Here is a 25842-nt window from a genome sequence, read left to right as displayed (position 1 = left end):
GCTGCTAGCGTTCCCGAGGTGACGGATCATCCCGCGGTCCAGGTCGACGACCTGGTGGTCGGCTACGGCTCCACCCCGGTCCTGAGCGGCGTCCGCCTGCTGGTCCCGTCCGGCGCCGGCGTCTGCGTCACCGGCGAGAACGGCATCGGCAAGTCGACCCTGCTGCGCTGCGTGGCCGGCCTGCAGCGTCCCGACGACGGCGAGATCCGCGTCTTCGGCGGCCGCGCCGGCTCCACTCCGGACTTCTGGCGCGCCGTGGTCACCACGGTGGAGCCGCCCACCTGGTATCCCGGCCTGACCGCCCGCGAACACGCCGAGCTGGTCTGCCGCGCCCACGGCCAGGACCCGTCCGCGGCCGGCATCGACGACGCCCTCGACCAGTTCGGCCTGGCCGGCCATCGCGACGCCATCCCCGCGTCCCTGTCGTCCGGCCAGAAACAGCGGCTCACGCTCGCCCTGGCCCTGCTGCGCCCCAGTTCGCTGCTCATCCTGGACGAGCCCGAGCAGCGCCTCGACCGCGACGGCCGGGCCCTGGTCGCCGACCTGCTGGCCGAGTACCTGAAGACCGGCGGCTCGATCCTGATGGCGAGCCACGACGACGCGTTCGCCTCGTCCTCCGGCACCGAGATCACCACGATGGAGTCGCTCTCTTGACGACCGTCGCCGTCGCCCCGCTCCGCCGCTGGATCCGCAGGGCCCAGGTGGCCCATCTCGAGCGCGGCGAACGCTTCGGCACGTTCTACTTCGTCATCCTGTTCGTGCTGGTCGTCGGCAGCATGTTCTGGAACCGCCTGCACGCCCTGGTCTGGCCCGCCGACCCCGACACCTCCGCCCTGGCCGGCGCCGCCCTGATCACGGTCGTCGCGGGCGGGCTGTACCTCGCCCTGGGCCGCCTCGGCCCGCTCGCGATCAGCCGCCCTGCCGCGTCGTGGCTGCTCACCGCCCCGATCAGCCGTCGCCGCCTGCTGTGGCCGTCCTTCGCCACGACGACCGCCTTCGCCGCGCTGACGTCCGCGGTGGCCACCCTGGCGCTGCTCGGCCGCGCCGGCCCCCGACCGGTGCCCGTCACGCTTGTCCTCACCGGAGCCCTCGTCGGGGTGGGCGTCCTGCTGGTCACGGTCGCCGCCCAGTCCGGCGGCCGCTGGGCCGTCCTGCTGGACGCCGTCGTCTCCCTGCTCCTGGCCGCCGGCCTGGCCGGCCTGGTGGTGGACGCGGCCGTCGGGGCGCCGCGGCTCTCCGGGTGGCCTCCCGCCGCGACGCTGGTCACGGCCACGGGTGCCTTCGCGCTGGTCGCCGGGCTGTTCTTCGTTCTGGCCGTACGCGGCCTCACCCGAACCCCCGACGACCGCATCCTCGACGCCTCACGCACCGCGGGCACCCTCGCCGACTCGGCCTTCGGCGTGGAACCGTCCTGGGTCGCCGACATGGTCGAACGCCGCTACTGGACCCACCGCAAGTTACGCTCGGCCGCTCTGAACTCGCGGCTCCCGGTGCTGGCCGCCCAGGACCTGCGCCTGGCACTCCGCCGCCCCCGCCGCCTCCTCTGGCTCCTGCTGGCCAGCGCCCTGCCCGCGCTCCTCACCCACGCTCCGGTGTGGCTGCTCGGCCCCGCGGTCCTGGTCGGCACCCTGCTGGCCGCCGGCACCACCGCCGGAAACACCCGCACCGACGCCGCCAACCCCGTCCTGCTGCGCATGCTGGCCCTGAACTCCCGCCGCGCGATCACCCAGCGCCTCCTGATCCCCGCCGTCCTGGCCGCGGCGTGGGGCGCGCTCGCCCTGACCTGGCTCGAGTTGCTCGTCGCCCTCCCGCCCGGCCCGTGGTGGGCACTCGGCCTGGCCCTCGGCCCGGTCGGCGCGATAGCCGCGGTCCGCCGCGCCCGCGTGGGCTTCGTGAACAACGCCCTCCTCCCGATCGACACCCCGATGGGTTCGATCTCGACCGGCCCCGCCCTGGCCTCGGTGATCGGCTACGACGCCCTGCTGCTCGGGCTGCCCGCGATCGTCCTGATCGCCACCGGCACCCCCTTGACCTGGCTGGGCGTGGCCACGCAGCTGGCGTTCGGCCTGCTCGGGGGCCGCGCCTACCTGGCCGGCACGACCGACCCCGAGCGCGTCGAGCTGGCCAAGCCCACCTGACCGACGCCGCCGCGGCGCGGCCACCCCGCTCGGCGCGGCTCGGCCCGCTCAGCGCGGTGCGGTTCGGTGCAGCCTGGGCGTCAGAGGCGATGCCACTCGCCCAGTCCGGCGATCTCCGGCTTTTGGACGAATGCGCGCACAACGCCCCAAGCCCTATCGACACTCATGACGAAGTCGCCGGTGAACTCCGTGAAATCCTCCATGACCGTCACGACGACACCGCCTTCCGGAGGGAGGATCCCGTCGCCCCGGAGCAGAGAACTCGCGGAGTAGCCCGTGACGTCATCGAACTCGAGCAGATGAATGACGGCGTAGGCACCGCGGAAACTCAGCCTCAGCTGAACCGATGCGACAGAAAGCTCTTGATCTCGTTCTAGAAGAGCGTGAGTTCGTCGCGTTCCATGCCGCGCAGCTTGTCGTAGTCGACGGCCACGCAGCGGATGCCTCGGTCGGTGGCCAGGACGCGGGCCTGAGGCTTGATCTCCTGCGCGGCGAAGATGCCGGCGACGGGGGTGAGGAGCGGGTCGCGGTTCATCAGCTCGAGGTAGCGGGTCAGCTGCTCGACGCCGTCGATCTCGCCTCGGCGCTTCACCTCGACGGCCACCGCGCCGCCGGACGCGTCGCGGCAGAGGAGGTCGACCGGGCCGATGGCGGTCATGAACTCGCGGCGGACCAGGGTGTAGCCCTCGCCGAACGTCTCGGGGTGGGCGGCCAGCAGCTCCTGGAGGTGGGCCTCCACACCGTCCTTGACCAGGCCGGGATCGATGCCCAGCTCGTACGACGTGTCCTGGAAGATCTCCTCGAGGGTGATCCTCAGCTCCTCGCCGGCCTTGTTCACGACCTTCCACACCCCGGGCGCCTCCTGCAGCTTGCAGGGCGGGCTCATCCAGTTCAGCGGCTTGTACGCACGGTCGTCGGCGTGGATCGACACCGAGCCGTCCGCCTTGACCATCACCAGCCGGATCGCCGACGGCAGATGGGCGGAGAGGCGGCCGACATAGTCCACGGAGCACTTCGCGATCACCAGGCGCACCCGAAGAGGGTAGCGACCGCCGCGCGGCACGAGCGCGGCGGTGCCATCCTGAGGGTGTGTTCGAAGCGCTCACCGGGGCCGGGCTGGCCGCATCCTCCGGGCTCAATGCCTATATCCCGCTGCTCACGATGGGCCTGATGGCTCGGTACACCGACCTGATCAACCTGCCGTCGGGGTGGCAGTGGCTGTCGGACGGCTGGGTGATCGGGATCCTGGCGGTGCTGCTGGCGGTCGAGGTGGTCGCCGACAAGGTGCCGGTCGTGGACCACGTCAACGACATCGTGCAGACGGTGGTGCGGCCGACGGCGGGCGGGCTGGCGTTCGGGGCCGGATCGGCGTCGGAGACGGTGACGGTGAGCGACCCGGGGTCGTTCTTTTCGTCGCACCAGTGGGTGCCGGTCGCGGCCGGCATCATCATCGCCCTGGGCGTGCACGGGGTGAAGGCCGCGTCCCGGCCGGTCATCAACGCGAGCACCGCCGGTGTCGGGGCGCCGGTGGCCAGCACAGCCGAGGACGTGTCCAGCATCGTGCTGTCGATCCTGGCCATCCTGCTTCCCATCCTCGTCCTGCTCGCCTTCGTGCTGCTGATTTCTTCCACCATCTGGGTCTTCAGAAGACGCCGCGCGCGCGTTTGATTGACTGACGTCGTGCCCCCAGTCGCCGTACCCGTCTTCGCCCTGGCCTGCTGGCTGGCGAGCTACCTGATCGGCCGGGATCCGCGGCGGCCACTGCTGTGGCGGGCGGCGGCGGCGCTGGTGGCGTACGCGATCGGGGTCGCCGCCTGGACCGTCGCGCCGGCCGGCGTCCTGGCCGAGGTGTTCCTCTGCGTCCCGGCCCTGCTGTGGGCCGGCGTGGCGATCGGGCTGCTGCCGGACGAGTTGCCGGAGCGGACCCAGCTGGACCGGGGCTGGCTGGTGATCTCCACGCTGTTCCTGGCCGCGGTGATCGCGGTGCCCGGCGCGGCCCGGCTGGTGGCGGTGGCGCCGATGGTCGGCGGGCTGGTGCTGCTCTGGCGGTTCCGCGACCGGGTACGCCCGGCGGTGCTCCCGGCGGCGGTGACCGTGGTCGCGGTGCTGTACGCGCTGACGCTGGTGGCGTTGCTGGTGCCGATCGATCTGGGCGCCCCGGAACTGGTGCTCGCGGCGGCGGGCCTGAACCTGGCCGTGCTGGCCTACCTGGTGGCGGTCGCTGACGCGGCGGACGCCGGGGAGCGGCTGTGGCCGGATCTGCGCCGGTCGGCGGCCGGCGCGGCGGTGGGTGCCCTGCTGGTGGGCGGGCTGGCCACGCTGAGCATGCTGGCGGCGCCGGAGCGGCGGCTGGTCGCCGTTCTGCAGTTCGGGGTGGTCGCGGTGGTCATGGCGTACGCCGGTGTGATCGGCCCGGTGCGCCGCTTCCTGGACCGGATCGCCTTCCCGCACGACGACCGTCTCCGCCAGGACCGGCAGGCGCTGGCGCTGCTCAGCGAGGCCCTGCCGCGCCGGCGGGAACGGCACACGCTGCTGAAGGTCGACGAGGACGAGTTCCGCCGGTTGACGGTGCAGGCGCTGGACAACTTCGGCGACCTGGCCCGTCTGCTGCGCAGCCCGCTGATCGACCTGCCGACCGTGGACCGGCGGCTGACCGGGGAGAACGCGGAGAAGCCGATGGCCCGGGCGCTGCAGCTGCGGGCGGTGCTGCAGGAGAGCGTCGCGCGGCTGAAGCCGGACGGGCTGTTCGGGACGACCGAGGAGTGGCGGCATTACAACGCGCTGCAGTACTGCTGTGTGGTGGGTCTGCGGCCGTACGACCGCAAGCCGCTGACCGACGGCCTGGACCGGGATTCACGCCGGGCGCTGGAGTGGTTCCGCCGCTATGTACCCCGCCGGTCGCTGCGGCAGTGGCAGCGGGAGGGCGCGGCGTTGGTGGCGGACCGGCTGTGGGGCGAGCTGATGCGTACGGATCCTCGCTGGCTCACGCGGGCCGGGACGCTGGCGGCGCCACCGACACGCAGCACGTAAACCGGTCATTGGGGACGAAAGTGGCTAATATCTCCGCGTGGGTAGCCACCGCATTGCGCTGGTCGAAGCGGTCCGGCACGAGCTTGCCGAGGCCCGCGGGACCGCGCGCGCGGTACTGGCGGCGGCCGAGTCCGCACGAGCCGAGGCGCAACGACGCCGGCGACTGGTCCGGGACGCGTACGCGACCTGCCTGAACCAGCTGGCCGAGGCGCGGGACGCCGCCCGGGAGGACATCGAACGCCGGTTCCGTGCCGAGTCGAACGCACTGGCCGGCAGCGTCGGCTCCCTGGCCGCCCTGTGCGCGCCCGGCGCCGCCGGCTCGTCCTGGCGGATGTGGTCGCCGACCGAACCCGAACGTGGCGGCCGCCCCGGACTGCTGCGCATCGGCACCCTCTCCTTCGAGCACACCACCATGCCCGGCCTGGTCCCGCTGCTGGACGCGGCGCATCTGCACGTGAGCGGCGACGACCGGATCGCGGTCGACGGGGTGATCTCCGGGGTGCTGCTGCGGGCGCTCGGCACCACCCGGCCGGGCGACGTGCGGCTCACCGTCTACGACCCGGAGCGGCTGGGCGGGACGCTGGCCGCGTTCGCGCCGCTCGGGCTGACCTTCGTCGGGCCGGGCGGGCTGGGCCCGATGCTCGACGAGCTGGTCGAACACATCTGCCGGGTGAACGAGACGGTGCTGGCCGGCGAGTTCGAGTCGCTGGCCGAGCTGACCGCGGCGACCGTCGGGCCGCGCCCGGAGCCGTGGCGCGTGGTGGTGCTGCTGTTCGACGCCGAGATCGCCCCGGCGCAGCGGGCACAGCTGGATCGCATCCTCCGGGCCGGCGTCGCGTGCGGCGTCCACCTGATCATCCGCGGAGCCACCGTCGACGGCGCCGAGCGGATCGTCGTACGCGACGGGACGGCCACCACCGACACCACCGGCGACCTGCCCATCCGCCTCGACCCGCCGCCACCGGCCGAGCGCGTCAGGGCGTTCTGCCGCGGCGTCGCCGAACGTCTGCGCGAGGGACCGCCGCCGGCCCGGCTCGCCGACCTGGAACCGGAGAAGATCTGGGCCACATCGTCGGCGCGTGGCCTGGTCGCGCCGATCGGCTACGGCCCGGACGGCGCGCTGATCGAGGTGCCGCTCGGCGACGACCCGCCGCACGCGCTGATCGGCGGGCCGTCCGGCTCCGGCAAGACCAACCTGCTCTACGCCTGGCTGGGCTCGCTGTGTGCCCGGTACGACCCGTCGGAACTCGCCCTCTACCTGCTCGACTTCAAGGAGGGCGTGTCGTTCGCCCGGTTCACGCCGGGTCCGCGCGACGAGAGCTGGCTTCCGCACGTACGGCTGGCCGGCATCAACGTCAACAACGACCGCGAGTTCGGCCTGGCGCTGCTCCGGCACCTGGGCGACGAACTGCGCAACCGCGCGCAGGCGGCCAAGCGGCACGAGGCGACCAAGCTGGCCGAGCTGCGGGCCGAGGATCCGGGCGGGCAGTGGCCGCGGATCGTCGCGGTGATCGACGAGTTCCAGGTGCTGCTGTCCGGCCGGGACGCGGTCGCCGACGAGGCGGTCACGCTGCTCGAGGATCTGGCCCGGCGGGGCCGCTCGCAGGGCATCCATCTGGTGCTGGCCAGCCAGGACGTGTCCGGCATCGAAGCACTGTGGGGGCGGGCCGGGCTGATCAGCCAGTTCACGCTGCGGATCGCGCTGCCCAAGGCACGCCGGATCCTCGCCGAGAACAACCTGGCCGCGGCGGTCATCCCGCGTTTCCACGCGGTGGTCAACACCGATTCCGGCGTCGCGGGGGCCAACCAGATCGTGCGGCTCCCGGACGCGTCGGACCGGGTTTCCTGGCGTACGCTCCAGCGCCGCCTGTGGCGGTCCCGCCCCGACGGCTGCGAACCGCCGCGGCTCTTCGACGGCGACGCCGTGCCGCGGCTGCCCGTCTTCCGGATGACCGAGAGCGGATCCTCTCCGGGCGCCGTCCTCGGCGAACGGATCGACGTGGCGGCCCGCCCGGCCCGGCTGCGGCTCGGCCGGATGCCCGGACGCAACCTGGCGGTGCTCGGCACCCGCGTCGGCGAGGCCTGCGACATCCTCGCCGCGGCGGCTCTGTCGCTGGCCGCGCAGGGCCCCGCGCACTTCAGCGTGGTGTGCACGCTGCCCGAAGCGCAGCACGCGGCGGCCCGGCTGGTCGCCGAACTTCCCGAGGCCGACTGGTACGACGAGTCCGACCTCGCACAGCTCTTCGAGGTGATCCCCGACGAGATCCCGCACTACATCCTGGGGTACGCGCTGGACGCGGTGCCCGGCCACAAGGATCGGCTGCGCCGGATGCTCGCCGACGGCCCGTCCGAGCGGACCCACGTGCTCGGCTGGTGGCGGTCGGTGGCCCGGCTGCGCGACGACCTCGGCGGACCGGGCGCGCGCCTGGACGCGATCGGCGCCTGGGTCGCGCTGGACGTGCAAGGAGCCGACCTGGGTCCGCTGTGCCCGGTGCCGGGCGGCCCGGCGTGGTACCCGCGCAGCCGCCGGGCGCTGTTCTTCGACCGTTCCGTGCACCGCGTGCCCGAAGTGATCGTCCCGTACGAGGTGAACCGTGACCAGCCGTGATCTTTCCGTACGAGGTGAACCGTGACCCCACGTGACCGCGACTACCAGCTGATGATGAACGCGCTGGCCGACATCGCCCGGCGCCGCGAGGCCGAACTGGACGGCGCCGACCAGGCGTACCAGGACAGCACCGCGCGGGCGGCCGGCGAGCTGGCCCGCGCCGAGGGCGAGGCGGCCTCGGCGGACCGGTGGGCGGCGGCGTCCGCGGCGCAGGTGCTGGACGTGGACCGGGAGGCGGCCCGGCTCTGGGATCAGCTGCGCCGGGCACGCGGCGTGCGGGTGCGCGCGCTGGGCGAGATGCCGGAGCCGTCCGCTGTGGAGTCGCTGCCGCGGGTCGCCCTGCAACGCCAGCCGACCGACGAGACCCAGCAACCCCGCGATTCGGCGCGCGCTCTGCTCGACCGCGCTGCCGCGAGGATCGACGACACGGTACGCGCGCCCCTGCGCCGCCCGATCCCCCGCTGGACGCTGCCCCTGCTCCCGCTGCTGGGCGCCCTGATCGCCGGCGCGACCGGCCTGCTCGCCGCCGGCCTGGTCACGATGGGCGAGTCCGGCCTCCTGGACAGCGAGGCGATCCGCGGCGCCGGCTGGCTGTGCTTCCTGGCCGCCCCGTCCGCCGGCGTGCCGGTGGCGGCGCTGTTCGCCCACCGCCGCCTGCAGGCACGCCTCGACATCGGCGGCATCGGCCTGACCCTGCTCGGCGGCATGATCGCCGCGGCCCTGCTCTCCCTCTCCTTCGCCGCCGGCTGACCCGCCTCTCCGCCCTTCTTCGCGCGGGGAGAGGTTGGCGGTCCGGCGCCTGGTGGGAGTTTGGCGTCGCTGGGTAAGCGGACTGACGCGGGGCTCTGGAGGGCGTGAGCGGTTGCGCTTGGGAGCGCAACCGCTCACGCAGGTGGAGCGAAGCGACCCTCGGCGTGAGCGACGGTCTGTACCACCCACCCGGCTACGACATCAAGCTCTTGATCTTGATCAGTAGCTGTAGAAGCCCTTACCGGTTTTCCGGCCGAGATCGCCCGCCGTGACCATGCGCTGGAGCAGCTCGGGCGGGAAGAACTTCGCGTCGCCGGTGTCGCGGTGGATGTTGCCGGCCGCGTTGAGCATCACGTCGAGGCCGGTCAGGTCCACCGTGGCCAGCGGGCCCATGGTGTGCCCGAAGCCGAGCTTCATCACGGTGTCCAGGTCGGCCGCCGAGACCACGCCGGACTCGACCAGCTTGATCGCCTCGACCAGCAGCGCCGCGAAGAGCCGGTTGGAGACGAAACCGGCCACGTCCCGCTTCACCTCGACGCAGGTCTTGCCGACCTCCTCGGCGAACTCCCGCGCCTCGGCCAGCGTCTCGTCCGAGGTCTGGTAGCCGCGGACCAGCTCGACCAGCTTCATCATCGGCACCGGTGAGAAGAAGTGGATGCCCACCACCGACTCGGGCCGCTGGGTGACCGCCGCGATCTGGGTGATCGGGATGGCCGAGGTGTTGGTGCCGAGGATCGCGCCGGACTTGCAGATCTTGTCCAGGGCGCGGAACACCTCGTGCTTGGCCTCGACCCGCTCGAAGATGGCCTCGACCACGATGTCCGCGTCGGCCGCCGCGTCCAGGTCGGTGGTCGTGGTGATCCGGGCGAGGGTCGCCTCCGCGTCCTCCTCGCTGATCTTCCCCTTGGCGGTGAACCGGCTCAGCGAGTCGCGGATCGCCGCCACGCCCCGGCCGGTGGCGGCGTCATCGACGTCGCGCATCGTCACCTGCCATCCGGCCTGCGCCGACACCTGCGCGATGCCGGACCCCATCAGACCCGACCCGATGACCGCGAGCCGACCCGCCATGTGCCCTCCCTGAAAACGACCTGGAAACCGCGCCTGCCTTAACGCAGGCTCAGCCACTCTATCGAGGCAATCTTGAGAAAATCGCCGATCCCCGGTGCCAGACTGTGCCCATGGCCCCGAGCGACGGCTGGTACCTCTTCGGACCGTTGGTTGCCATTGCTCTCGTGGGCCTGCTCGGCGTCGTCTTCTGGAAGCTGGGGCTGTCCTGGATCGAGCAGGCCGACGACCCGTACGGCAGCCTGTCGATCTTCGCCGACCCGGACGACTTCGGGCTGCTCTGCGCCGCCGCGGTCACCGACACCCCGGACGAGGCCGACGACATCCGGCTGCTGCTCGCCGACGCGGGCATCCGGTCCACGCTGGGCCTGCGCCGCGACGGCCGGTACGCCGTGCTGGTCTTCGCCGAGGAACTGGAAGCGGCGCGACGGCTCATGCTCTGAGCCCTTCGGGAGACGAGCCCGCCCGTCAGAAGTCGAACGTCGGCTCGGGCACGTCGGCCCGCTCCACCTCGACGCCCAGCGCGGCCAGATCGGCGACGAAGTTCGGGTATCCGCGGTCGATGTGGTGCACCTCGCCGACCTCGGTCACCCCGTCCGCGCACAGCCCGGCGATCACCAGGCCGGCGCCGGCCCGGATGTCGGTGGCCCGCACCGGCGCGCCGGAGAGCCGCGGCCGGCCCCGGACCACCGCGTGGTGCCCGTCGGTACGGATGTCGGCGCCCAGCCGCACCATCTCGTTCACGAACATGAACCGGCCGTCGAAGATGTTCTCGGTGATCAGCGACGAGCCGTCGGCCACCGCGGCCAGGCCCAGCGCCATCGGCAGCAGGTCGGTGGCGAAGCCAGGGAACGGCAACGTCACGATGTCGACGGCCTTGGGGCGTTCGATCATGCGTACGCGGAACTGGTTGTCGCCCGGATCGACCACCGCCCCCGCCGCGACCAGCTTGTCCAGGGCGATGTCCAAAAACTGCGGGCGTACGCCCCGGACGGTCACGTCGCCGCGGGTCATCGCCGCGCCGAACGCCCAGGTGCCGCCGACGATCCGGTCGCCGACCGTGGTGTGCCGCACCGGGTGCAGCGTGTCGACGCCCTCGATCCCCAGCGTCGACGTGCCGGCGCCGGTGATCTTGGCCCCCATCGCGGTGAGCATCTCGCAGATGTCCACGATCTCCGGCTCGCGGGCCGCGTTGTCGATCTCCGTGACGCCCTTGGCCAGCACGGCCGCCATCAGCAGGTTCTCGGTGGCGCCGACGCTCGGGAAGTCCAGCCAGATCTTCGAACCCTTGAGCCCGGCCGGCGCGGAGGCGATCACGTAGCCGTGCTCGCCGGAGATGTCCGCGCCCATCCGGGCCAGGCCGGACACGTGCATGTCCAGGCCGCGGGAGCCGATCATGTCGCCGCCCGGCAGCGCCACCCGCACGTAGCCGCGGCGGGCCAGCAGCGGGCCCAGCACGCAGATCGAGGCGCGCAGCCGGCGCACCAGGTCGTAGTCGGCCTCGCTGCCCGGCTCGGCGGGCACGTCGATGGTCGCCGAGGTGCCCTCGAGGGTCACCTGGCAGCCCAGCCGGCGCAGCACCTCGGCCATGATGGCGATGTCGGTGATCCGCGGGACGTTCTCCACCACGCTGCGGCCCTCGGCCAGCAGGGCCACCGCCATCAGCTTGAGCGCCGAGTTCTTCGCGCCGCCGACATGCACGTCACCGGTGAGCGGTGCGCCGCCTTTGACCCTGATCACATCCACCGCGCCATGGTAGGCGTGCACCTCTTCCCGGGGTCCGTAGGGCCTGTCCTGTCGGCCGGCCGGGAGCGAGGCGGGGTCCAGGCCGACCGGCAGGACAGGCCCTAAGGTGAAGGGATGGCCGTGCATCTCACCCGCATCTACACCCGTACCGGCGACGCCGGCGAGACCAGGCTGGGCAACAACGAGGTGGCCGCGAAGACGGACGCGCGGATCGTGGCCTACGCGGACACCGACGAGTGCAACGCCGCGGTGGGCGTGGCGCTGGCCCTGGGCAACCTCAAGGTCGACGTGCACGCGGTGCTGACCGCCGTGCAGAACGACCTGTTCGACGTGGGCGCCGACCTGTGCAACCCGATCGCCGAGGATCCTCCGTACCCGCCGCTGCGGATCACCGAGGCGTACGTGACGCGGCTCGAGGGCTGGTGCGACGAGTACCTGGAGGGCCTGCCCGCGCTGGACTCCTTCATCCTGCCCGGCGGCACGCCCGGCGCGGCGCTGCTGCACGTGGCCCGGACGGTCGCGCGGCGCGCCGAGCGTTCGGCCTGGGCGCTGCTCGCGGACGACCCGGACCGCACCAGCGACCTTCCGGCGAAATACCTCAACCGCCTGTCCGACCTGCTCTTCATCCTGGGCCGGGTGGCGAACCCGGAGGGTGACGTGAAGTGGGTGCCGGGCGGCTCGGCGCGGTGACCCTGCATCACGTCGAGCTCTGGGTGCCGGACCTGGCCGGCACGCTTCGGCCGTGGGGCTGGCTGCTCGAGGAGATGGGCTACTCGGTGTTCCAGGAGTTCAAGGGTGGCCGCTCCTACAGGAAGGATGGGACGTACATCGTCTTGGAGCAGTCGCCCGCGCTCACCGGCGATCGGCACGACCGCTGCGCGCCCGGCCTCAACCACCTGGCCTTCACCGTCGAAGGCGAGAGCGAGGTGGAGCGGCTCTGCTCGGCTGCGCCGTCGCAGGGCTGGAGTCTGATGTACGCGGACAAGCACCCGCACGCAGGCGGACCCGAGTCGTACGCCGGTTACCTCGAGGACGCCTGGGGTTACGAGGTAGAGCTCTGCGCCGGGCCGCCGTGATGACGCGGGATCAACCGGCTGCTGCCGGGCGGACCGGGCGGCCCCGCCTCCAGCCATGAGCTGAAGCCGGTGACGGTGGACTCGGCCATCGCGATCTCCACCGGGGACGTGGGTGTGGTGCAGGCGAGGATCACCCAGTCGCCGGGGAGGATGAGCCGTTCCGGCCCCTCGGGCAGGCGCCGCGCGCCGACCGTCAGGGTGCGGCGGTCGAACACCCGCTTGGGCCGGATGGCGAACGTGAAGATCCGGTAGAAGCGCATCTCGTCGCCGACGAACCGGACGACCCCGGCGGCCCAGCCGCGGCCCGGGACCATCGTCGTGACGCGAACCTGTAACCGAATGGTTCCGCCGCCGGCCATCAGGAGCCGGCGGCGGAAGAAGAGCGCGAACAGCAGTAAGAGCAGCGCGACGACGCAGATTCCGGCGATCTCCAGAATCCGCATCGCGGCGTCAGCGGGACTCGGGCTCGGCGGGTGACGCGCTCTCGGCGAGCACCGTCACACCGTCCGCGTCGACGGACAGGAAACCGCCGGTCACGTCGTAGGTCAATTGCTCGCCACCGGCCAGCTTGACCCGCACCTGCGACGGCTCCTTGAGGAGTCCGAGCAGCGGTGCGTGGTGCGGCAGGACGCCGATCTCACCCTCGGTGGTGCGTGCGACGAGCATCTCGGCGTCGCCGGACCAGATCTTCTCCTCGACGGCGACGACCTGGACATGCAGCTGGTTGGCCACCTGGTCTCCTCAGCTCCGGCAGGGCTCTTCCGAGTGAAAGTCTAAGTGGTCAGGACTTGTTGATGAACTCGGGGTGGGCCAGCAGGTAGGTGGCCACCGTCCCCTCGCGGATCGAGGCGAAGAAGTCCTGCGCGCTGTCCTGCAGCGCCTCGCCCCGGTACGACCCGCCGGTGATCACCGAACGCCCGGGGAGTTTGATCAGCGTCATGCCGGTCGGCCGGATGTTCTTCAGCGCCAGCCCCCAGTCGACCACCGAGTTGCCGTTGCCGTCGAAGATCAGCGCCTTGCCGGCCGCCTGGAGCACCTTCTCCAGCTTGGGCGGGTTGGTCACCACGTCCTTGCTGAACGCCTGCTGGGCCATCGCCTTGACGAACTGCTGCTGATGGCGCTGGCGGTCATAGTCGCTGTTCTTCAGGCCGTAGCGCTGCCGGACGTAGTCCAGCGCCTCCCACCCCTCGAGGTGGTACGTCCCGGGCTTGTACGTCTTCTGCGGGCCGGTGTACGGGTGCTCGCAGTTCGACTGGGGGTTCCGGCACCGCTCCGACCGGGGCCGCGGCGAGCCGTCCGGGGCCAGGTGCTCGGATTTCACGGTCTGGTCGATGGTCATGGTGACGCCGCCCATAGCGTCCACGATCTTCTTGAAGCCGCCGAAGTTGATGATCGCGCCGGCGTCGAACCTCTGGATGCCGGTCAGCTGGCTCACGGTCTTGGCCAGCAGGCTGAAGCCCTGCGGCACGTCGTGCTTGCCGTTGCCGACCGAGCTGCCGTACGACATGGCGGCGTTGATCTTGGCCCGGCCACCGTTGAACCCGGTCTTGGGGAACGCCGGGATGTCCACCACCAGGTCGCGCGGGATGGAGAAGAGGTACGCCTCGTCCATGCTCGCCGGGATGTGCACGACGATGATCGAGTCGGACAGCGGAGCGGTGGTGTCGTTCCGCGGATCGATGCCGACCAGCAGGATGTTCAGCGGTCCCTTGATGTCGCTCTTCTTCGCGGCGGCGGCCGCGCCATCGGGAGGCAGCAGCTGGCCGGGCGTCACCAGATCGTCCAGCCGCGCCTTGAGCACCTGGCCCGCCACGATCGTGCCGCCGCTGATCACCATGAGGATGCAGCCGAAGATGGCACACAGCCGCGCCCACAACGGCGCCTTGCGCTTCCTGGGTTTCTCCAGCTCCGTCACCGGCTCTCCCGCTCTCCTCCAGCGTGTGATACCCGCAAACACTAACCGCGGAACCTGAGAAGTCCTTGCGCCCATGACCTGGTCAAACGACACCAACGGCAGCAGGAAACGCAGAAGCCGCGCCGACCTGACGGTCGGCGCGGCCCCTGTCGAAGCGGCTGAGTCAGCCCTTCATCAGCTCGTGCGCGTTCTTCTCGAGGTCCTCGAGGCCACCGCACATGAAGAAGGCCTGCTCGGGGAAGTGGTCGTACTCCCCCTCGGAGATCTTCTTGAACGCCTCGATGGTCTCCTTCAACGGGACCGTCGAGCCGGGGACGCCGGTGAACTGCTCGGCGGCGTACGTGTTCTGCGAGAGGAAACGCTCGATGCGGCGAGCCCGCTGCACCGTGACCTTGTCCTCCTCGGAGAGCTCGTCCATGCCGAGGATCGCGATGATGTCCTGCAGGTCCTTGTACTTCTGCAGGATCCGCTGCACCTCACGGGCGACCGCGTAGTGCTCGGCGCCGACGTACTCCGGCGCCAGGATCCGCGAGCTGGAGGCCAGCGGGTCCACGGCCGGGTAGATGCCCTTGTCGGAGATCGACCGCTCGAGGTTCGTGGTCGCGTCCAGGTGGGCGAACGTGGTCGCCGGGGCCGGGTCGGTGTAGTCGTCCGCGGGCACGTAGATCGCCTGCAGCGAGGTGATCGCCTTGCCCCGGACCGAGGTGATGCGCTCCTGCAGCTGGCCCATCTCGTCGGCCAGGGTGGGCTGGTAACCCACCGCGGACGGCATGCGGCCCAGCAGCGTGGACACCTCGGAACCGGCCTGGGTGAACCGGAAGATGTTGTCGATGAAGAGCAGCACCTCCTGGTTCATGACGTCGCGGAAGTACTCCGCCATCGTCAGCGCGGTCAGCGCGACCCGGAGACGGGTGCCCGGCGGCTCGTCCATCTGACCGAAGACCAGGGCGGTCTTGTCGAGCACGCCACCCTCGTCCATCTCCAGGATGAGGTCGTTGCCCTCACGGGTGCGCTCGCCGACGCCGGCGAACACCGAGGTGCCGCCGAAGTTCCGGGCGACCCGGATGATCATCTCCTGGATGAGGACCGTCTTGCCCACGCCCGCGCCGCCGAACAGGCCGATCTTCCCACCGCGCACGTACGGCGCGAGCAGGTCGAGCACCTTGATGCCGGTCTCCAGCATCTCGGTCTTCGGCTCCAGCGAGGCGAACGGCGGCGGCTGGCGGTGGATCGGCCAGCGCTCCTGGATGTCCAGCGTCGACGGGTCGACGTTGAGCACCTCGCCCAGGGCGTTGAACACGTGGCCCTTGGTCACGTCACCGACGGGCACCGAGATCGGGCCGCCGGTGTCACGCACCTCGCTGCCGCGGACCATGCCGTCGGTCGGCTGCATCGAGATGGCCCGGACCAGGTTGTCACCCAGGTGCTGGGCGACCTCCATGGTCAGGGTGCGGGTGCCCTCGGACAGCGTCACGTCCACGTGCAGGGCGCTGTAGATGTCCGGAATCTGGTCACGGGGGAACTCGGCGTCGACGACCGGGCCGATGACCCGCACGACGCGGCCGACACCGGTCTCCGTCTTGGTGGGTTCAGCAACAGCAGTCATCACTCATCACTTCCCGCCGCGGCCAGCGCGTTGGCGCCGCCGACGATCTCACTGATTTCCTGGGTGATCGCAGCCTGCCGCGCGGAGTTCATCTCGCGCGTGTACCGCTTGAGCAGGTCGTCCGCGTTGTCGGACGCGCTCTTCATGGCGCGCCGCCGAGACGCCGACTCACTGGCCGCCGAACTCAGCAACGCCGCGTAGATCCGCGTGTTGAGGTATTTCGGCAGCAGCGCGTCGAGCAGTTCCTCGGCGTCCGGCTCGAACTCGTAGGCCGGGCGCAGCCCGGGCTCACGCTCACGTTCCTCGACCTGCATCGGCGCCAGGAAGTGCGCCTCCGCGGACTGGGTCATGAGCGACTTGAACCGGGTGCTGACGATGTGCAACTCGTCGACGCCCTGGATGCCGTCCGGACCGTGGCTGTCGTCGGTGTCGTCGGCGCCGGCCACGAAGGCCTCCAGCAGCGACTCGCCGACCTTCCGGGCGTCCTCGAACGTGGGACGCTCGGAGAAACCGGTCCAGCTCGCCGCGATGTCCCGGTTACGGAACCGGTAGTAGCCGGAGCCCTTGCGGCCGATCACGTACAGCGCCACGTCCTTGCCGTCCTCGCGCAGCCGGGCGATCAGCTGCTCGCAGGTGCGGATCGCGTTGGCGTTGTAGGCGCCGGCCAGGCCGCGGTCGCTGGTGATCAGCAGGACGCCCGCCCGCCGCACGGTCTCGCGCGGCTTGAGTAGCGGGTTGTCGACCGACGCGTTGGACGCCAGGGCGGTGAGGACCTGGGTGATCGCCTCCGCGTACGGCTTGGAGGCGTTCACCCGCTCCTGCGCCTTGGCGATCCGGCTGGTGGCCACGAGCTCCTGCGCCTTGGCGATCTTCTTGGTCGACTTGACGGTGCGGATGCGCCGCCGCAGGGCCTGTACCTGACCGGCCATGGCTAGCTCTCGTCCTTGGCCGGCCGGACCTCGCGGGTCACGGTCTCGTGCGACTGCTCGCCCTCGAGCGGCGCGGCGTCCGGCTCGTTCAGCGTGACGCCGGTGTCGCCCTGCTTGAACAGGTCCTTGAACTCGTTGATGCCCGACTGCAGGCTCTCGACGTTGTCGTCGGAGAGCTGGCCGGTCGACTCGATGCTGGTCAGCACGTCGCTGCGGTGGCGCTTGAACCACTCCAGCATCTCGCCCTCGAACCGGCGCACGTCACCGACCGGGATGTCGTCGAGCTGGCCGGTGGTGCCCGCCCAGATCACGAGGACCTCCTCGACGACCGAGTACGGCGAGTACTGCGGCTGCTTGAGCAGCTCGACCAGCCGGACGCCCTTCTCCAGCTGGGCCCGCGACGCCCGGTCCAGGTCGGAGGCGAAGGCCGAGAAGGCTTCCAGCTCACGGAACTGGGCCAGGTCGAGGCGGAGCCGGCCGGACACCGAACGCATGGCCTTGACCTGCGCCGAACCACCGACCCGGGACACCGAGGTGCCCACGTTGATGGCCGGGCGCACACCGGAGGCGAACAGGTCGCCCTCGAGGAAGATCTGGCCGTCGGTGATCGAGATGACGTTCGTCGGGATGTAGGCCGAGATGTCGCCGGCCTTCGTCTCGATGATCGGCAGGCCGGTCATCGAGCCGCCGCCCAGCTCGTTGGAGAGCTTGGCGCAGCGCTCCAGCAGCCGGGAGTGCAGGTAGAAGACGTCGCCCGGGTACGCCTCGCGGCCCGGCGGGCGGCGCAGCAGCAGCGAAACCGCGCGGTAGGCCTCGGCCTGCTTGGTCAGGTCGTCGAAGACGATCAGGACGTGCTTGCCGTTGTACATCCAGTGCTGCCCGATGGACGAGCCGGTGTACGGGGCGATGTACTTGTAACCGGCCGGGTCGGACGCCGGCGAGGCCACGATCGTCGTGTACTCCAGAGCGCCCTTCTCCTCCAGCGTCCCGCGGATGCTGGCGATGGTGGAGGCCTTCTGGCCGATCGCGACGTAGATGCAGCGAACCTGCTTCTCCGGGTCGCCGGACTCCCAGTTGGCGCGCTGGTTGATGATCGTGTCGAGCGCGACCGTGGTCTTACCGGTCTTGCGGTCGCCGATGATCAGCTGGCGCTGGCCACGGCCGATCGGCGTCATGGCGTCGATCGCCTTGATGCCGGTCTGCAGCGGCTGCTTCACCGGCTGCCGCGCCATCACGTTCGGCGCCTGCAGCTCCAGCTCGCGGAAGCCCTCGTTCTCGATGTCGCCACGGTCGTCGATGGGCACGCCCAGCGAGTTCACGACGCGACCCAGGAAGGCGTCGCCGACCGGAACCGAGAGGACGCGGCCGGTCCGCTTGACCTGCTGCCCCTCCTCGATGCCGGCGAACTCGCCCAGGACCACGACACCCATCTCGCGGATGTCGAGGTTCAGGGCGACGCCGAGGGTGCCGTCCTCGAACTCGAGCAGTTCGTTCGCCATCGTCGAGGGCAGACCCTCGACGTGCGCGATGCCGTCGCCCGCATCGGACACGATGCCGACCTCCTCGCGGGAGACCTCGGGCGTGTAGGACGAGACGTAGCGCTCTAGCGCCCCCCGGATCTCGTCCGAGGAGATGGTCAGCTCGGCCATCCTCTGCCTTCTCTAGTCAGCTCGGGACGTCGCCGCCACCGAGGGGCTTTAATGCGGGATTGAAGCTATTTGGCGAACGCCTGCTTTGCCTCGTTGAGGCGACGCAGGATCGTGCCGTCGTAGAGGTCGGAGCCGACCCGGACGCTGACGCCGCCGATGACCCGAGGGTCCACGTCGACCTTCAGCGAGACCTGGCGACCATAGATCTCGGACAGTTTCTCGCTCAGCCGTTGCTCGTCCGCATCGTTGAGCGGCTTGGCGACGGTCACGTACGCCACCTCGCGGTCCCGTTTCGCGGCGGTGAGCTCCACCAGCCGGGTCAGCGACGTATCGAAGCTGCGGCCGCCGAAGCCCTCGAGCGCCACCTGGATCAGCCGCGTGGTGGCCGGCTGGACCTTGCTCTTGAGCAGGTCCTCGACCAGCTTAACGCGGCGAGAGACGTGCGCTCCGGGGTCACTGAGCGTGACCGAGAGCTCGGGGTTGCCACTGACGATCTGTCCGAAACGGAACAGCTCGTCCTCGACGTCGGCGAGCTTGCCGGTCTTGTCCGCGGCGCTGAGCACCGCGTCCACGCCGAGGCGCTCGGTAGCGCTCAGCAGCTCGCTCGGCCGCGACCAGCGACCGGCGACGAGCACCGCGAGAGCGTCCACCGTGATTTCCGACAGCTTGCCGCCGAGCAGCGAGACGAGCAGATCGGCGCGGTCCCGGCCGGGCCGGGCCGGGTCGGTCAGCGCGCGGCGCAGCCGGGCCTCGCCGCGCAGCAACCCGGCCACCGAGAGGATCTCGTCGGCGACCGTGGTCCGCTGCGCGGCCGTGGCCTTGGCGGTACCGGCGGCGAGTTTCTCCTCCGCCGCGCCGTACGCCTCGCGACTGGCGGTCGCCATCAGCGCCGCCCGCCCGTCGCGTCCAGATCGGAGATGAAGCGGTCGACCGTGCCGCGGCTGCGCGCCTCGTCGGCGAGCGACTCGCCGACGATCTTGCTCGCCAGGTCCACGGCCAGCGTGCCGACCTCGGACCGCAGGTCGCGGACGATGCTCTCGCGCTGAGCGGCGAGCTGTTCGCGACCGGCCGAGATGATCCGGTCGGACTCCTCCCGGGCCTTGGCCAGGACATCCTGACGGATGCCCTCGGCGTCGGCACGGGCCTCGTCGCGGATCCGAGCGGCCTCGGTGCGTGCCTCGGCGAGCTGGGCGCGGTACTGCTCCAGCAGCTCGTTGGCCTCGGCCTGAGCGACCTCGGCCCGCTTGATCCCGCCCTCGATCGCGTCGACCCTGGCGCGGAACGTCTCCTCCATGCGGGGGAAGACGAACTTCATCAGGACGAAGCAGATGATGGCGAAGGCGATACTGCCGAGAACCAGCTCCTGCCAGAGCGGGATGATCGGGCTGTGCTCCGCCTCGCCGCCCTCGGCGGCCAGGATGATGAGTGAATCCATGTGGACCTCCCGTCGGGGCAGGGACTAGCCGACTGGGGCGCCGGCCCAGATGAAGCCGAACGCGATGCCCAGCAGGGCGAGAACCTCGACCACGGCGAAGCCGATCCAGAGGAACGGCTGCGTGATGCGAGCCGCCTCCGGCTGGCGGGCCGTCGACTGGATGTAGGCGGCGAAGACCAGGCCCACGCCGACGCCGGGGCCGATGGCCGCGAGGCCGTAACCGATGGCGGCGGTGCTACCCACTACTTCGGCAAGAGGCATTTCCGGAATCCTTCCGTATCTCGCATGACTGTCATGCGGGACGACAAACGGGTGTTACTGAAAATTCAGGGACCGGGGGCAATCAGTACGGACTAGTGCCCCTCGGCGAGCGAGCCTTGGATGTAGCTGGCGGTCAGGACCGTGAACACATACGCCTGCAGCGCGATGATCGCGAAGTCCAGGAAGGTCAGCGCGATCGTCATCAGCCAGGACAGCACCGACACCGGGGCGAGCCACAGGTTCGCGTTGATCATCGCAAACCCGCCGAGCGTGAACACGAGCAGCAGCATGTGTCCCGCGAACATGTTCGCGAAGAGCCGGATCGCCAGTGAGAACGGCCGCACGATGAAGTTCGAGAAGAACTCGATCGGCACCAGGATCGGCAGGATGAACCACGGCGCCGGCGGAACCAGCGCGATCTTCAGGTAGCCGATCCCGTGCTTCTTGAAGCCGAGGTAGATGAACATCACCCAGCTGATCAGCGCGAGGATGATCGGGAAGGCGATGTGCGAGTTCGGCGAGATCTGGAAGAACGGAATGATCCCCCAGAGGTTCATCATGAAGATGAAGCTGAACAGCGTCGCCAGGTAGGGCGCGAAACGCACGCCCTCCTTGCCGATCATCTCGACCGCGATGTTGTTGCGGACGAAGCCGTAGATCGACTCGGCGAGCCACTGCTTCTTGTCCGGGACCAACTGGGGCTTCCGGTACGCGACCAGGAAGAAAATGATCAGGATGGCCACGGAGAGCCACAGCATCAACGTGATCTTGGTGAACCACGAGTCGTGGCCACCCCAGGGCACGATGCTGGGCAGGTAGAAGTCTCCGACGCTGGGCGGGAACGGAACATCCGCCGCGAGGACTGCCGTCTGACCGGTCACCAATAGCCCTTCCAGGTCAGGCGCCGAGCCGGCGCGCAATGAGATAGACACCAGCAGCCCCGCCGATCACCGCGCCGATTCCCATCGCGATGCCTTTGGTACCGAGCCAGTGGTCCACCAGCCAACCGATCCCGCCCCACACGACCATCCCCCCGATGAGGTAACTGATGGCCACATATCCGCCCCCGGAATTCGGGGCTGGTGGCTCATCGTCCTTGCGGGGTTCTGAAGGGGGCTGCTGACCGGCCATGACGGGCGAACGATATCAGCCAGAAACAGGAGGCTAGCCAAGACCCCCCAGGCAACAGTGGGTTGTCCGGGCGAAGGTCGGCGCTCAACTGGAGCGAGACAGTACTCCTGCGGAGCAAACCCACGCCACGAGCGACGCGCATCTGTCACTAGAACGAGCGCGCATTGTCCTCCGTTGGCCTGCCGAAACGCATCATTTCCGGATATCACGGCGTCCGCTGGCGGGCGATCCTCGACAACCAGAACACCTGGACGCCGGTGAGCAGCACCGCACCCGCGGCGATCGACCACGCCATCGCGTCACCGCCCGGCCACTCGGAATTCGCCACCGCGATCATCAGGAACACGATCAATGCGTACTTGATCACATAGACCGCCAGGCCGACCGGCATCACGAGCTGCGGACGGATCACGTCGGCCCAGGCGATGGCCAGGGTGGTCAGGCTGACGCCGATGGTCACCACGAGCATTCCGCCGGCCGCGCCGACCGCCGCGACCGGGCCGCCGATCAGGAACCCGGCCGAGGCGGCACAAAGGACCAGCGCGAAGCCGGCGGCCAGCACGAACGGCAGGTGCTCGATGCGCCAGCGCGGGTCGGCGGGCAGCGGCGGCAGTTCGGGCAGCGGACGGTCGTCGTCCTCGTCGTCCTTGCCCAGGATCTGCTTGAGGACGCCGGCGTGCGCGCGCTGCGCGGGCAGCCCCTGCTCGGGCGACTCCTCCTTCGAAGCGATCTCGAGGTCCTTGTCGGTCATGCGAAAATCTCCTGCCTGCCGTAGGCGGGGAATTGTCGCACCAGGTCCGAGACCTCGGCGGAGACGTCGGCCCCGTCCCGGACCGCGGCGCCGATCAGACCGGCGATCCGGCGCATCTCGTCCTCCCGCATGCCCTGGGTGGTGACGCCCGGCGTGCCCACCCGGATCCCGGAGGCCACGGTCGGCAGCTCCGGGTCGTACGGGATGGCATTCTTGTTCAGGGTGATCCCGGCCGCGTCGCAGCGTTGCTCGGCGGTGGATCCGCTCACGTTCAGCGTGCGCAGGTCGGCCAGGGCGAGGTGGGTGTCGGTGCCGCCGGTGACCAGGCGCATCCCGGCGGCGGACAGCCCCTCGGCCAGCGCCCGGGCGTTGTCCACCACCTGCCGGGCGTACCCGCGGAACTCGGGCCGGGCGGCCTCCCGCAGCGCGACCGCCTTCGCCGCGATCACGTGCATCATCGGGCCGCCCTGACTGAACGGGAAGACCGCCTTGTCGATGCGCTTGGCGAGCTCCGCCCGGCAGAGGATCATGCCGCCGCGCGGGCCGCGCAGCACCTTGTGGGTGGTGCAGGTGACCACGTCGGCGTGCGGCACCGGGGACGGCACGGCCAGGCCGGCCACCAGCCCGATGAAGTGCGCCGCGTCGACCAGCAGATAGGCGTCCACCTCGTCGGCGATGGCGCGGAAGGCGGCGAAGTCGATCAACCTCGGGTACGCCGTCGCGCCGCAGATGATCAGGGCCGGCCGGTGCGCCAGGGCCAGGTCGCGCACCTCGTCGTAGTCGATCAGCTCGGTGTCCGGCCGGACCCGGTAACCGACGTGGTGGAACCACTTGCCGGAGAAGTTGACCCGGCTGCCGTGGGTGAGGTGTCCGCCGTGCGGCAGATCCATGGCCAGCACGATGTCGCCGGGCTGGACCAGCGCCGCGTACGCCGCCAGGTTGGCCGCCGTGCCGGAGTGCGGCTGCAGGTTCGCGTGCTCGGCCCCGAAGAGCTCACAGGCCCGGCGTACGCCCAGCTCCTCGGCCTTGTCCACCTGCTCGCAGCCGCCGTAGTAGCGCGCGCCGGGATAACCCTCCGCGTACTTGTTGGTCAGCGTCGAGCCGAGCGCCGCGAGCACGGCGGGAGAGGTGAAGTTCTCGCTGGCGATCAGCTGAAGGCCGGACCGCTGACGGTCCAGTTCGCCCAGCACGACCGCCGCGATCTCCGGGTCGGACTGTGCGAGCATGCCGAAGTCAGGACCCCAGAACGTGTCCATCACCCGCTCCTTCGATCGGCCACGCCGCCTGCTCGCAGCATAGGGGTTAGCCTGCGCGTACGCGGGCACTGTGCGGTTATGCGTTGTCTGGTAACAGGTGCCACCGGCTACATCGGCGGGCGTTTGGCGCCCCGGCTGGTCGCCGCCGGCCACGAGGTGCGCTGCCTGTCGCGCAGCGCCGCCCGGCTCCGGGATGTGCCGTGGGCCGGCGAGGTCGAGATCGTCGAGGGCGATCTGTCCGATCCGAGCACGCTGCCGGCGGCGTTCGAGGGCGTCGAGGTCGCGTACTTCCTGATGCACTCGCTCGGCAAACCGGACTTCGAGCAGCGCGACCGTGAGGCCGCCCAGAACTTCGCCGCGGCGGCGGAGCGGGCCGGCGTACGCCGGATCATCTATTTGGGCGGCCCCCAGCCGCCCGCCGAGGGCACCCAGTCCGCCCACCTCCGGTCCCGCGCCGAGGTCGCCGAGATCCTGCTGGACAGCCCGGTGCCGACCGCGGTGCTGCGCGCCCCGGTGATCATCGGCTCCGGCTCGGCGTCCTTCGAGATGCTGCGCTACCTGACCGAGCGGCTGCCGGTGATGGTCACCCCGCGCTGGGTGCGCAACCGGATCCAGCCGATCGCCGTCCGCGACGTGCTGCGCTACCTGATCGGTTGCATGGACCTGCCGGCCGAGGTCAACCGCGGCTTCGACATCGGCGGGCCGGACGTGCTCACCTACCTGGAGATGATGCAGCGGTACGCCCGGGTCGAGGGCCTGCCCCGGCGCCGGGTCAAGCCGCTGCGCCCGCTCACCCCGTGGCTGTCCGCACATTGGGTCGGCCTGGTCACCCCGGTGCCCAACGCGATCGCCCGGCCGCTGGTCGGCAGCCTGATCCACGAGGCCATCGCGCACGAGAACGACATCGCCGAGTTCCTTCCCGGCGAGACCCTGGGCTTCGACGAGGCGGTCCGCCGGGCGCTCGGCAAGATCCGCGACGCCGAGGTGGAGACCCGCTGGTCCACCGCCTCCGGGCTGGATCCGGCCGCCGAGCCGCTGCCCAGCGACCCGGACTGGTCGGGCGGCACGCTGCACGTCGACAAGCGCGCCCGGCGGGTGGACGCGCCGGTCGACGCGCTGTGGCAGGTGATCGAGAGTATCGGCGGCGACAACGGCTGGCACTCGCTGCCCCTCGCCTGGTCGCTGCGCGGCGCGGCGGACCGGCTGGTCGGCGGTGTGGGCCTGCGGCGCGGGCGGCGCGACCAGCAGCGGCTCCTGGTGGGCGAGGCGCTGGACTGGTGGCGGGTGGAGGAGATCCGGCCGGGCGAGCTGCTGCGGCTGCGCGCCGAGATGCGGGTGCCGGGGCGGGCGTGGCTGGAGATGCGGGCCGTCCCGGACGGGCCGGACCGCAGCATCTATCTGCAGCGGGCCGTGTTCCTGCCGCGCGGGCTGGCCGGGCAGGCGTACTGGGCGGCCATCCTGCCCTTCCACGGGCTGGTCTTCGGCGCCATGGTCCGCAACATCGCCCGCCGCGCCAAGGACCTGTCTCGTGGATCTAGCGAGCTGCCGCGCGATTCAGACGGTCGTGGACGGCCAGCCACTCCTCGGTCGCCGGCGGCCTCTGGACGATGATCGTCGCGACGCCGCGGTCGTCCAGGCGGTGCAGGGCGGCGTAGAGGTCGGCCGCGTAGTGCTCGGGGTCCGCGCCGAGGATCTCGGTGTCCTGCGCCGGCTCGCCCTCGAGCGCGAGGAGACCGACGGGCTCCGCGAGAACGAACGTTCTTTCCACTTGTGAAATCTCGTCGGCGAGCAGCAGCCGCGCCCGCGGCGCGTAGTGGCGCTTGCCCATCCCGGGTGAGGGGCGCTCGGCGCCGTCGGCGACCTCGTCCGGCAGCGCCACCCGGCCGGTCACCTCGCGGATCGCCCGCAGGCTCAGCGCGCCCGGCCGCAGCAGCCGGGGCGTGTCCCCGGTGACGTCGAGGACGGTCGACTCGATCCCCCACCGGCAGGCACCGCCGTCCAGCACCAGCGGCACGTCCGGCAGACCGCGGACGACATGCTCGGCGGTGGTCGGCGACAGGCCCTCCGAGCGGTTCGCGCTGGGCGCGGCGAGCGGCAGCCCGGCCGCCTCGAGCAGGCGCAGCGCCACATCGTGGGCCGGCACCCGGATCGCGATCGTGTCGTTCGCGGCGCCCGCCACGGTCAGGTGCGGCGCCCGGCGGACCACCAGGGTCAGCGGGCCCGGCCAGAACCGGGCGGCCAGGTCGTCGGCGACAGCCGGCCAGACGGCGGCCAGGCGACGGGCCTCGCCGACGCTGGGCACGTGCACGATCAGCGGGTTCCAGGACGGGCGGTTCTTCAGGCGGTAGATCTCGGCCACGGCCTTCTCGGAGAACGCGTGGGCGCCCAGGCCGTACACGGTCTCGGTGGGGAAGGCGACCACCGAGCCGGCGCGCAGCAGCTCCGCGGCCCGGTGCAGCCCGGCCGCGTCCGGCAGAACGACAGGCACGTGATCGG

Annotated in this window: 28 protein-coding genes; 10 read left to right on the top strand and 18 right to left on the bottom strand. The window is 70.8% G+C overall.

Going from position 1 to position 25842, the window contains the following annotated elements:
* The first annotated feature begins 18 nt into the window (after positions 1-18).
* Both QSK31_RS34635 and QSK31_RS34630 read left to right on the top strand, forming a co-directional pair.
* On the top strand, positions 19-654 hold the full coding sequence (locus QSK31_RS34635) for an ABC transporter ATP-binding protein (protein ID WP_285688841.1): 636 nt from the start codon (positions 19-21) through the stop codon (positions 652-654).
* Positions 651-2138 carry a DUF6297 family protein gene (locus tag QSK31_RS34630; RefSeq protein WP_285688840.1) on the top strand — a complete coding sequence of 496 codons (1488 nt, stop codon included), beginning with the start codon at positions 651-653 and terminating at the stop codon, positions 2136-2138. Before QSK31_RS34635 ends, QSK31_RS34630 begins: the two co-directional genes overlap by 4 nt.
* A gap of 80 nt (positions 2139-2218) precedes the next feature.
* On the opposite strand, the gene QSK31_RS34625 is transcribed toward QSK31_RS34630, so the two are convergent.
* Together QSK31_RS34625 and nucS are read right to left on the bottom strand one after the other, a co-directional pair.
* Entirely contained in the window at positions 2219-2350 is a 132-nt protein-coding gene (locus QSK31_RS34625; protein WP_285688839.1) for a hypothetical protein, read from the bottom strand.
* A gap of 161 nt (positions 2351-2511) precedes the next feature.
* Positions 2512-3171, bottom strand: a complete 660-nt coding sequence (nucS, locus tag QSK31_RS34620) for an endonuclease NucS (protein WP_285688838.1) — start codon at positions 3169-3171, stop codon at positions 2512-2514.
* Between the two features lie 56 nt (positions 3172-3227).
* Between nucS and QSK31_RS34615 the strand changes: the two genes are divergently transcribed.
* From QSK31_RS34615 to QSK31_RS34600, 4 genes are read left to right on the top strand one after another with little or no spacing between them, the layout of a single operon-like run.
* Positions 3228-3806 (top strand): DUF4126 domain-containing protein, encoded by a 579-nt coding sequence (locus QSK31_RS34615; protein WP_285688837.1) that lies wholly within the window; start codon positions 3228-3230, stop codon positions 3804-3806.
* Between the two features lie 12 nt (positions 3807-3818).
* The gene (locus QSK31_RS34610; protein WP_285688836.1) at positions 3819-5168 is read left to right on the top strand and encodes a hypothetical protein; all 1350 of its coding nucleotides are present in this window, start codon (positions 3819-3821) and stop codon (positions 5166-5168) included.
* Between the two features lie 37 nt (positions 5169-5205).
* Entirely contained in the window at positions 5206-7776 is a 2571-nt protein-coding gene (locus QSK31_RS34605) for an FtsK/SpoIIIE domain-containing protein (RefSeq protein ID WP_285688835.1), read from the top strand.
* Positions 7777-7797: 21 nt separating this feature from the next.
* Positions 7798-8526: a hypothetical protein gene (locus QSK31_RS34600; protein WP_285688834.1), complete on the top strand. Its 729-nt coding sequence runs from the start codon at positions 7798-7800 to the stop codon at positions 8524-8526.
* 219 nt (positions 8527-8745) lie between these two features.
* On the opposite strand, the gene QSK31_RS34595 is transcribed toward QSK31_RS34600, so the two are convergent.
* Positions 8746-9594: a 3-hydroxyacyl-CoA dehydrogenase family protein gene (locus tag QSK31_RS34595; RefSeq protein WP_285688833.1), complete on the bottom strand. Its 849-nt coding sequence runs from the start codon at positions 9592-9594 to the stop codon at positions 8746-8748.
* Positions 9595-9704: 110 nt separating this feature from the next.
* Here QSK31_RS34595 and QSK31_RS34590 point away from each other — a divergent pair, with 110 nt between their 5' ends.
* The gene (locus QSK31_RS34590; RefSeq protein WP_285688832.1) at positions 9705-10034 is read left to right on the top strand and encodes a hypothetical protein; all 330 of its coding nucleotides are present in this window, start codon (positions 9705-9707) and stop codon (positions 10032-10034) included.
* Positions 10035-10059: 25 nt separating this feature from the next.
* Here QSK31_RS34590 and murA read toward each other — a convergent pair whose 3' ends face one another.
* A complete protein-coding gene (gene murA / locus QSK31_RS34585) occupies positions 10060-11337 on the bottom strand; it encodes a UDP-N-acetylglucosamine 1-carboxyvinyltransferase (RefSeq protein ID WP_285688831.1) in 1278 nt (425 codons plus the stop codon).
* Between the two features lie 114 nt (positions 11338-11451).
* Here murA and QSK31_RS34580 point away from each other — a divergent pair, with 114 nt between their 5' ends.
* Both QSK31_RS34580 and QSK31_RS34575 read left to right on the top strand, forming a co-directional pair.
* Entirely contained in the window at positions 11452-12027 is a 576-nt protein-coding gene (locus tag QSK31_RS34580) for a cob(I)yrinic acid a,c-diamide adenosyltransferase (protein ID WP_285688830.1), read from the top strand.
* On the top strand, positions 12000-12413 hold the full coding sequence (locus tag QSK31_RS34575; RefSeq protein ID WP_285688829.1) for a VOC family protein: 414 nt from the start codon (positions 12000-12002) through the stop codon (positions 12411-12413). The genes QSK31_RS34580 and QSK31_RS34575 overlap by 28 nt, the downstream gene beginning before the upstream one ends.
* Here the strand turns inward: QSK31_RS34575 and QSK31_RS34570 are convergent.
* From QSK31_RS34570 to glyA, 13 genes are all read right to left on the bottom strand, one after another.
* Entirely contained in the window at positions 12380-12856 is a 477-nt protein-coding gene (locus tag QSK31_RS34570; RefSeq protein WP_285688828.1) for a DUF2550 domain-containing protein, read from the bottom strand. The two genes, QSK31_RS34575 and QSK31_RS34570, sit on opposite strands and share 34 nt — an antisense overlap.
* A 7-nt stretch (positions 12857-12863) precedes the next feature.
* Positions 12864-13145 carry a F0F1 ATP synthase subunit epsilon gene (locus QSK31_RS34565; protein ID WP_285688827.1) on the bottom strand — a complete coding sequence of 94 codons (282 nt, stop codon included), beginning with the start codon at positions 13143-13145 and terminating at the stop codon, positions 12864-12866.
* 49 nt (positions 13146-13194) lie between these two features.
* Complete coding sequence (locus QSK31_RS34560) at positions 13195-14328, bottom strand: LCP family protein (protein ID WP_285688826.1); 1134 nt, start codon at positions 14326-14328, stop codon at positions 13195-13197.
* 163 nt (positions 14329-14491) lie between these two features.
* Positions 14492-15934: a F0F1 ATP synthase subunit beta gene (gene atpD / locus QSK31_RS34555; protein ID WP_502873052.1), complete on the bottom strand. Its 1443-nt coding sequence runs from the start codon at positions 15932-15934 to the stop codon at positions 14492-14494.
* The gene (locus QSK31_RS34550; protein ID WP_285688823.1) at positions 15934-16863 is read right to left on the bottom strand and encodes a F0F1 ATP synthase subunit gamma; all 930 of its coding nucleotides are present in this window, start codon (positions 16861-16863) and stop codon (positions 15934-15936) included. Before QSK31_RS34550 ends, atpD begins: the two co-directional genes overlap by 1 nt.
* Positions 16864-16865: 2 nt before the next feature.
* On the bottom strand, positions 16866-18512 hold the full coding sequence (gene atpA / locus QSK31_RS34545; protein ID WP_285688822.1) for a F0F1 ATP synthase subunit alpha: 1647 nt from the start codon (positions 18510-18512) through the stop codon (positions 16866-16868).
* 65 nt (positions 18513-18577) lie between these two features.
* Entirely contained in the window at positions 18578-19399 is an 822-nt protein-coding gene (locus QSK31_RS34540) for a F0F1 ATP synthase subunit delta (protein ID WP_502873059.1), read from the bottom strand.
* The gene (locus QSK31_RS34535; RefSeq protein WP_285688820.1) at positions 19396-19947 is read right to left on the bottom strand and encodes a F0F1 ATP synthase subunit B; all 552 of its coding nucleotides are present in this window, start codon (positions 19945-19947) and stop codon (positions 19396-19398) included. The genes QSK31_RS34540 and QSK31_RS34535 overlap by 4 nt, the downstream gene beginning before the upstream one ends.
* A 24-nt stretch (positions 19948-19971) precedes the next feature.
* Positions 19972-20208, bottom strand: a complete 237-nt coding sequence (locus tag QSK31_RS34530) for an ATP synthase F0 subunit C (protein WP_285688819.1) — start codon at positions 20206-20208, stop codon at positions 19972-19974.
* 92 nt (positions 20209-20300) lie between these two features.
* Positions 20301-21089, bottom strand: a complete 789-nt coding sequence (gene atpB / locus QSK31_RS34525) for a F0F1 ATP synthase subunit A (protein ID WP_285688818.1) — start codon at positions 21087-21089, stop codon at positions 20301-20303.
* A 16-nt stretch (positions 21090-21105) separates the two neighbouring features.
* Positions 21106-21339: an AtpZ/AtpI family protein gene (locus tag QSK31_RS34520; protein ID WP_285688817.1), complete on the bottom strand. Its 234-nt coding sequence runs from the start codon at positions 21337-21339 to the stop codon at positions 21106-21108.
* Positions 21340-21544: 205 nt separating this feature from the next.
* Positions 21545-22090 carry a hypothetical protein gene (locus QSK31_RS34515; protein WP_285688816.1) on the bottom strand — a complete coding sequence of 182 codons (546 nt, stop codon included), beginning with the start codon at positions 22088-22090 and terminating at the stop codon, positions 21545-21547.
* Positions 22087-23346 (bottom strand): serine hydroxymethyltransferase, encoded by a 1260-nt coding sequence (glyA, locus tag QSK31_RS34510; protein ID WP_285688815.1) that lies wholly within the window; start codon positions 23344-23346, stop codon positions 22087-22089. Before glyA ends, QSK31_RS34515 begins: the two co-directional genes overlap by 4 nt.
* Positions 23347-23424: 78 nt before the next feature.
* On the opposite strand from glyA, the gene QSK31_RS34505 reads away from it, so the two are divergent.
* A complete protein-coding gene (locus QSK31_RS34505) occupies positions 23425-24957 on the top strand; it encodes an SDR family oxidoreductase (protein ID WP_285688814.1) in 1533 nt (510 codons plus the stop codon).
* On the opposite strand, the gene QSK31_RS34500 is transcribed toward QSK31_RS34505, so the two are convergent.
* Entirely contained in the window at positions 24881-25834 is a 954-nt protein-coding gene (locus QSK31_RS34500; protein WP_285688813.1) for an L-threonylcarbamoyladenylate synthase, read from the bottom strand. The two genes, QSK31_RS34505 and QSK31_RS34500, sit on opposite strands and share 77 nt — an antisense overlap.
* Between the last annotated feature and the right edge of the window lie 8 nt (positions 25835-25842).

Origin of the sequence: Actinoplanes sp. NBRC 103695, from assembly GCF_030269485.1 — a bacterium.
Classification (GTDB): domain Bacteria; phylum Actinomycetota; class Actinomycetes; order Mycobacteriales; family Micromonosporaceae; genus Actinoplanes.
Note: the sequence above shows the minus strand (reverse complement) of the source record. Positions and strands in the feature narration are given on the sequence as shown.

What these genes read in the sequence shown, in the direction of transcription:
- atpA (WP_285688822.1), bottom strand. Translation starts at nt 18,512, where the DNA reads ATGGCCGAGCTGACCATCTCCTCGGACGAGATCCGGGGGGCGCTAGAG.
- QSK31_RS34590 (WP_285688832.1), top strand. Translation starts at nt 9,705, where the DNA reads ATGGCCCCGAGCGACGGCTGGTACCTCTTCGGACCGTTGGTTGCCATT.
- atpD (WP_502873052.1), bottom strand. Translation starts at nt 15,934, where the DNA reads ATGACTGCTGTTGCTGAACCCACCAAGACGGAGACCGGTGTCGGCCGC.
- QSK31_RS34505 (WP_285688814.1), top strand. Translation starts at nt 23,425, where the DNA reads ATGCGTTGTCTGGTAACAGGTGCCACCGGCTACATCGGCGGGCGTTTG.
- glyA (WP_285688815.1), bottom strand. Translation starts at nt 23,346, where the DNA reads ATGGACACGTTCTGGGGTCCTGACTTCGGCATGCTCGCACAGTCCGAC.
- QSK31_RS34535 (WP_285688820.1), bottom strand. Translation starts at nt 19,947, where the DNA reads ATGGATTCACTCATCATCCTGGCCGCCGAGGGCGGCGAGGCGGAGCAC.
- QSK31_RS34530 (WP_285688819.1), bottom strand. Translation starts at nt 20,208, where the DNA reads ATGCCTCTTGCCGAAGTAGTGGGTAGCACCGCCGCCATCGGTTACGGC.
- QSK31_RS34580 (WP_285688830.1), top strand. Translation starts at nt 11,452, where the DNA reads ATGGCCGTGCATCTCACCCGCATCTACACCCGTACCGGCGACGCCGGC.
- QSK31_RS34550 (WP_285688823.1), bottom strand. Translation starts at nt 16,863, where the DNA reads ATGGCCGGTCAGGTACAGGCCCTGCGGCGGCGCATCCGCACCGTCAAG.
- QSK31_RS34515 (WP_285688816.1), bottom strand. Translation starts at nt 22,090, where the DNA reads ATGACCGACAAGGACCTCGAGATCGCTTCGAAGGAGGAGTCGCCCGAG.
- QSK31_RS34595 (WP_285688833.1), bottom strand. Translation starts at nt 9,594, where the DNA reads ATGGCGGGTCGGCTCGCGGTCATCGGGTCGGGTCTGATGGGGTCCGGC.
- QSK31_RS34520 (WP_285688817.1), bottom strand. Translation starts at nt 21,339, where the DNA reads ATGGCCGGTCAGCAGCCCCCTTCAGAACCCCGCAAGGACGATGAGCCA.
- QSK31_RS34570 (WP_285688828.1), bottom strand. Translation starts at nt 12,856, where the DNA reads ATGCGGATTCTGGAGATCGCCGGAATCTGCGTCGTCGCGCTGCTCTTA.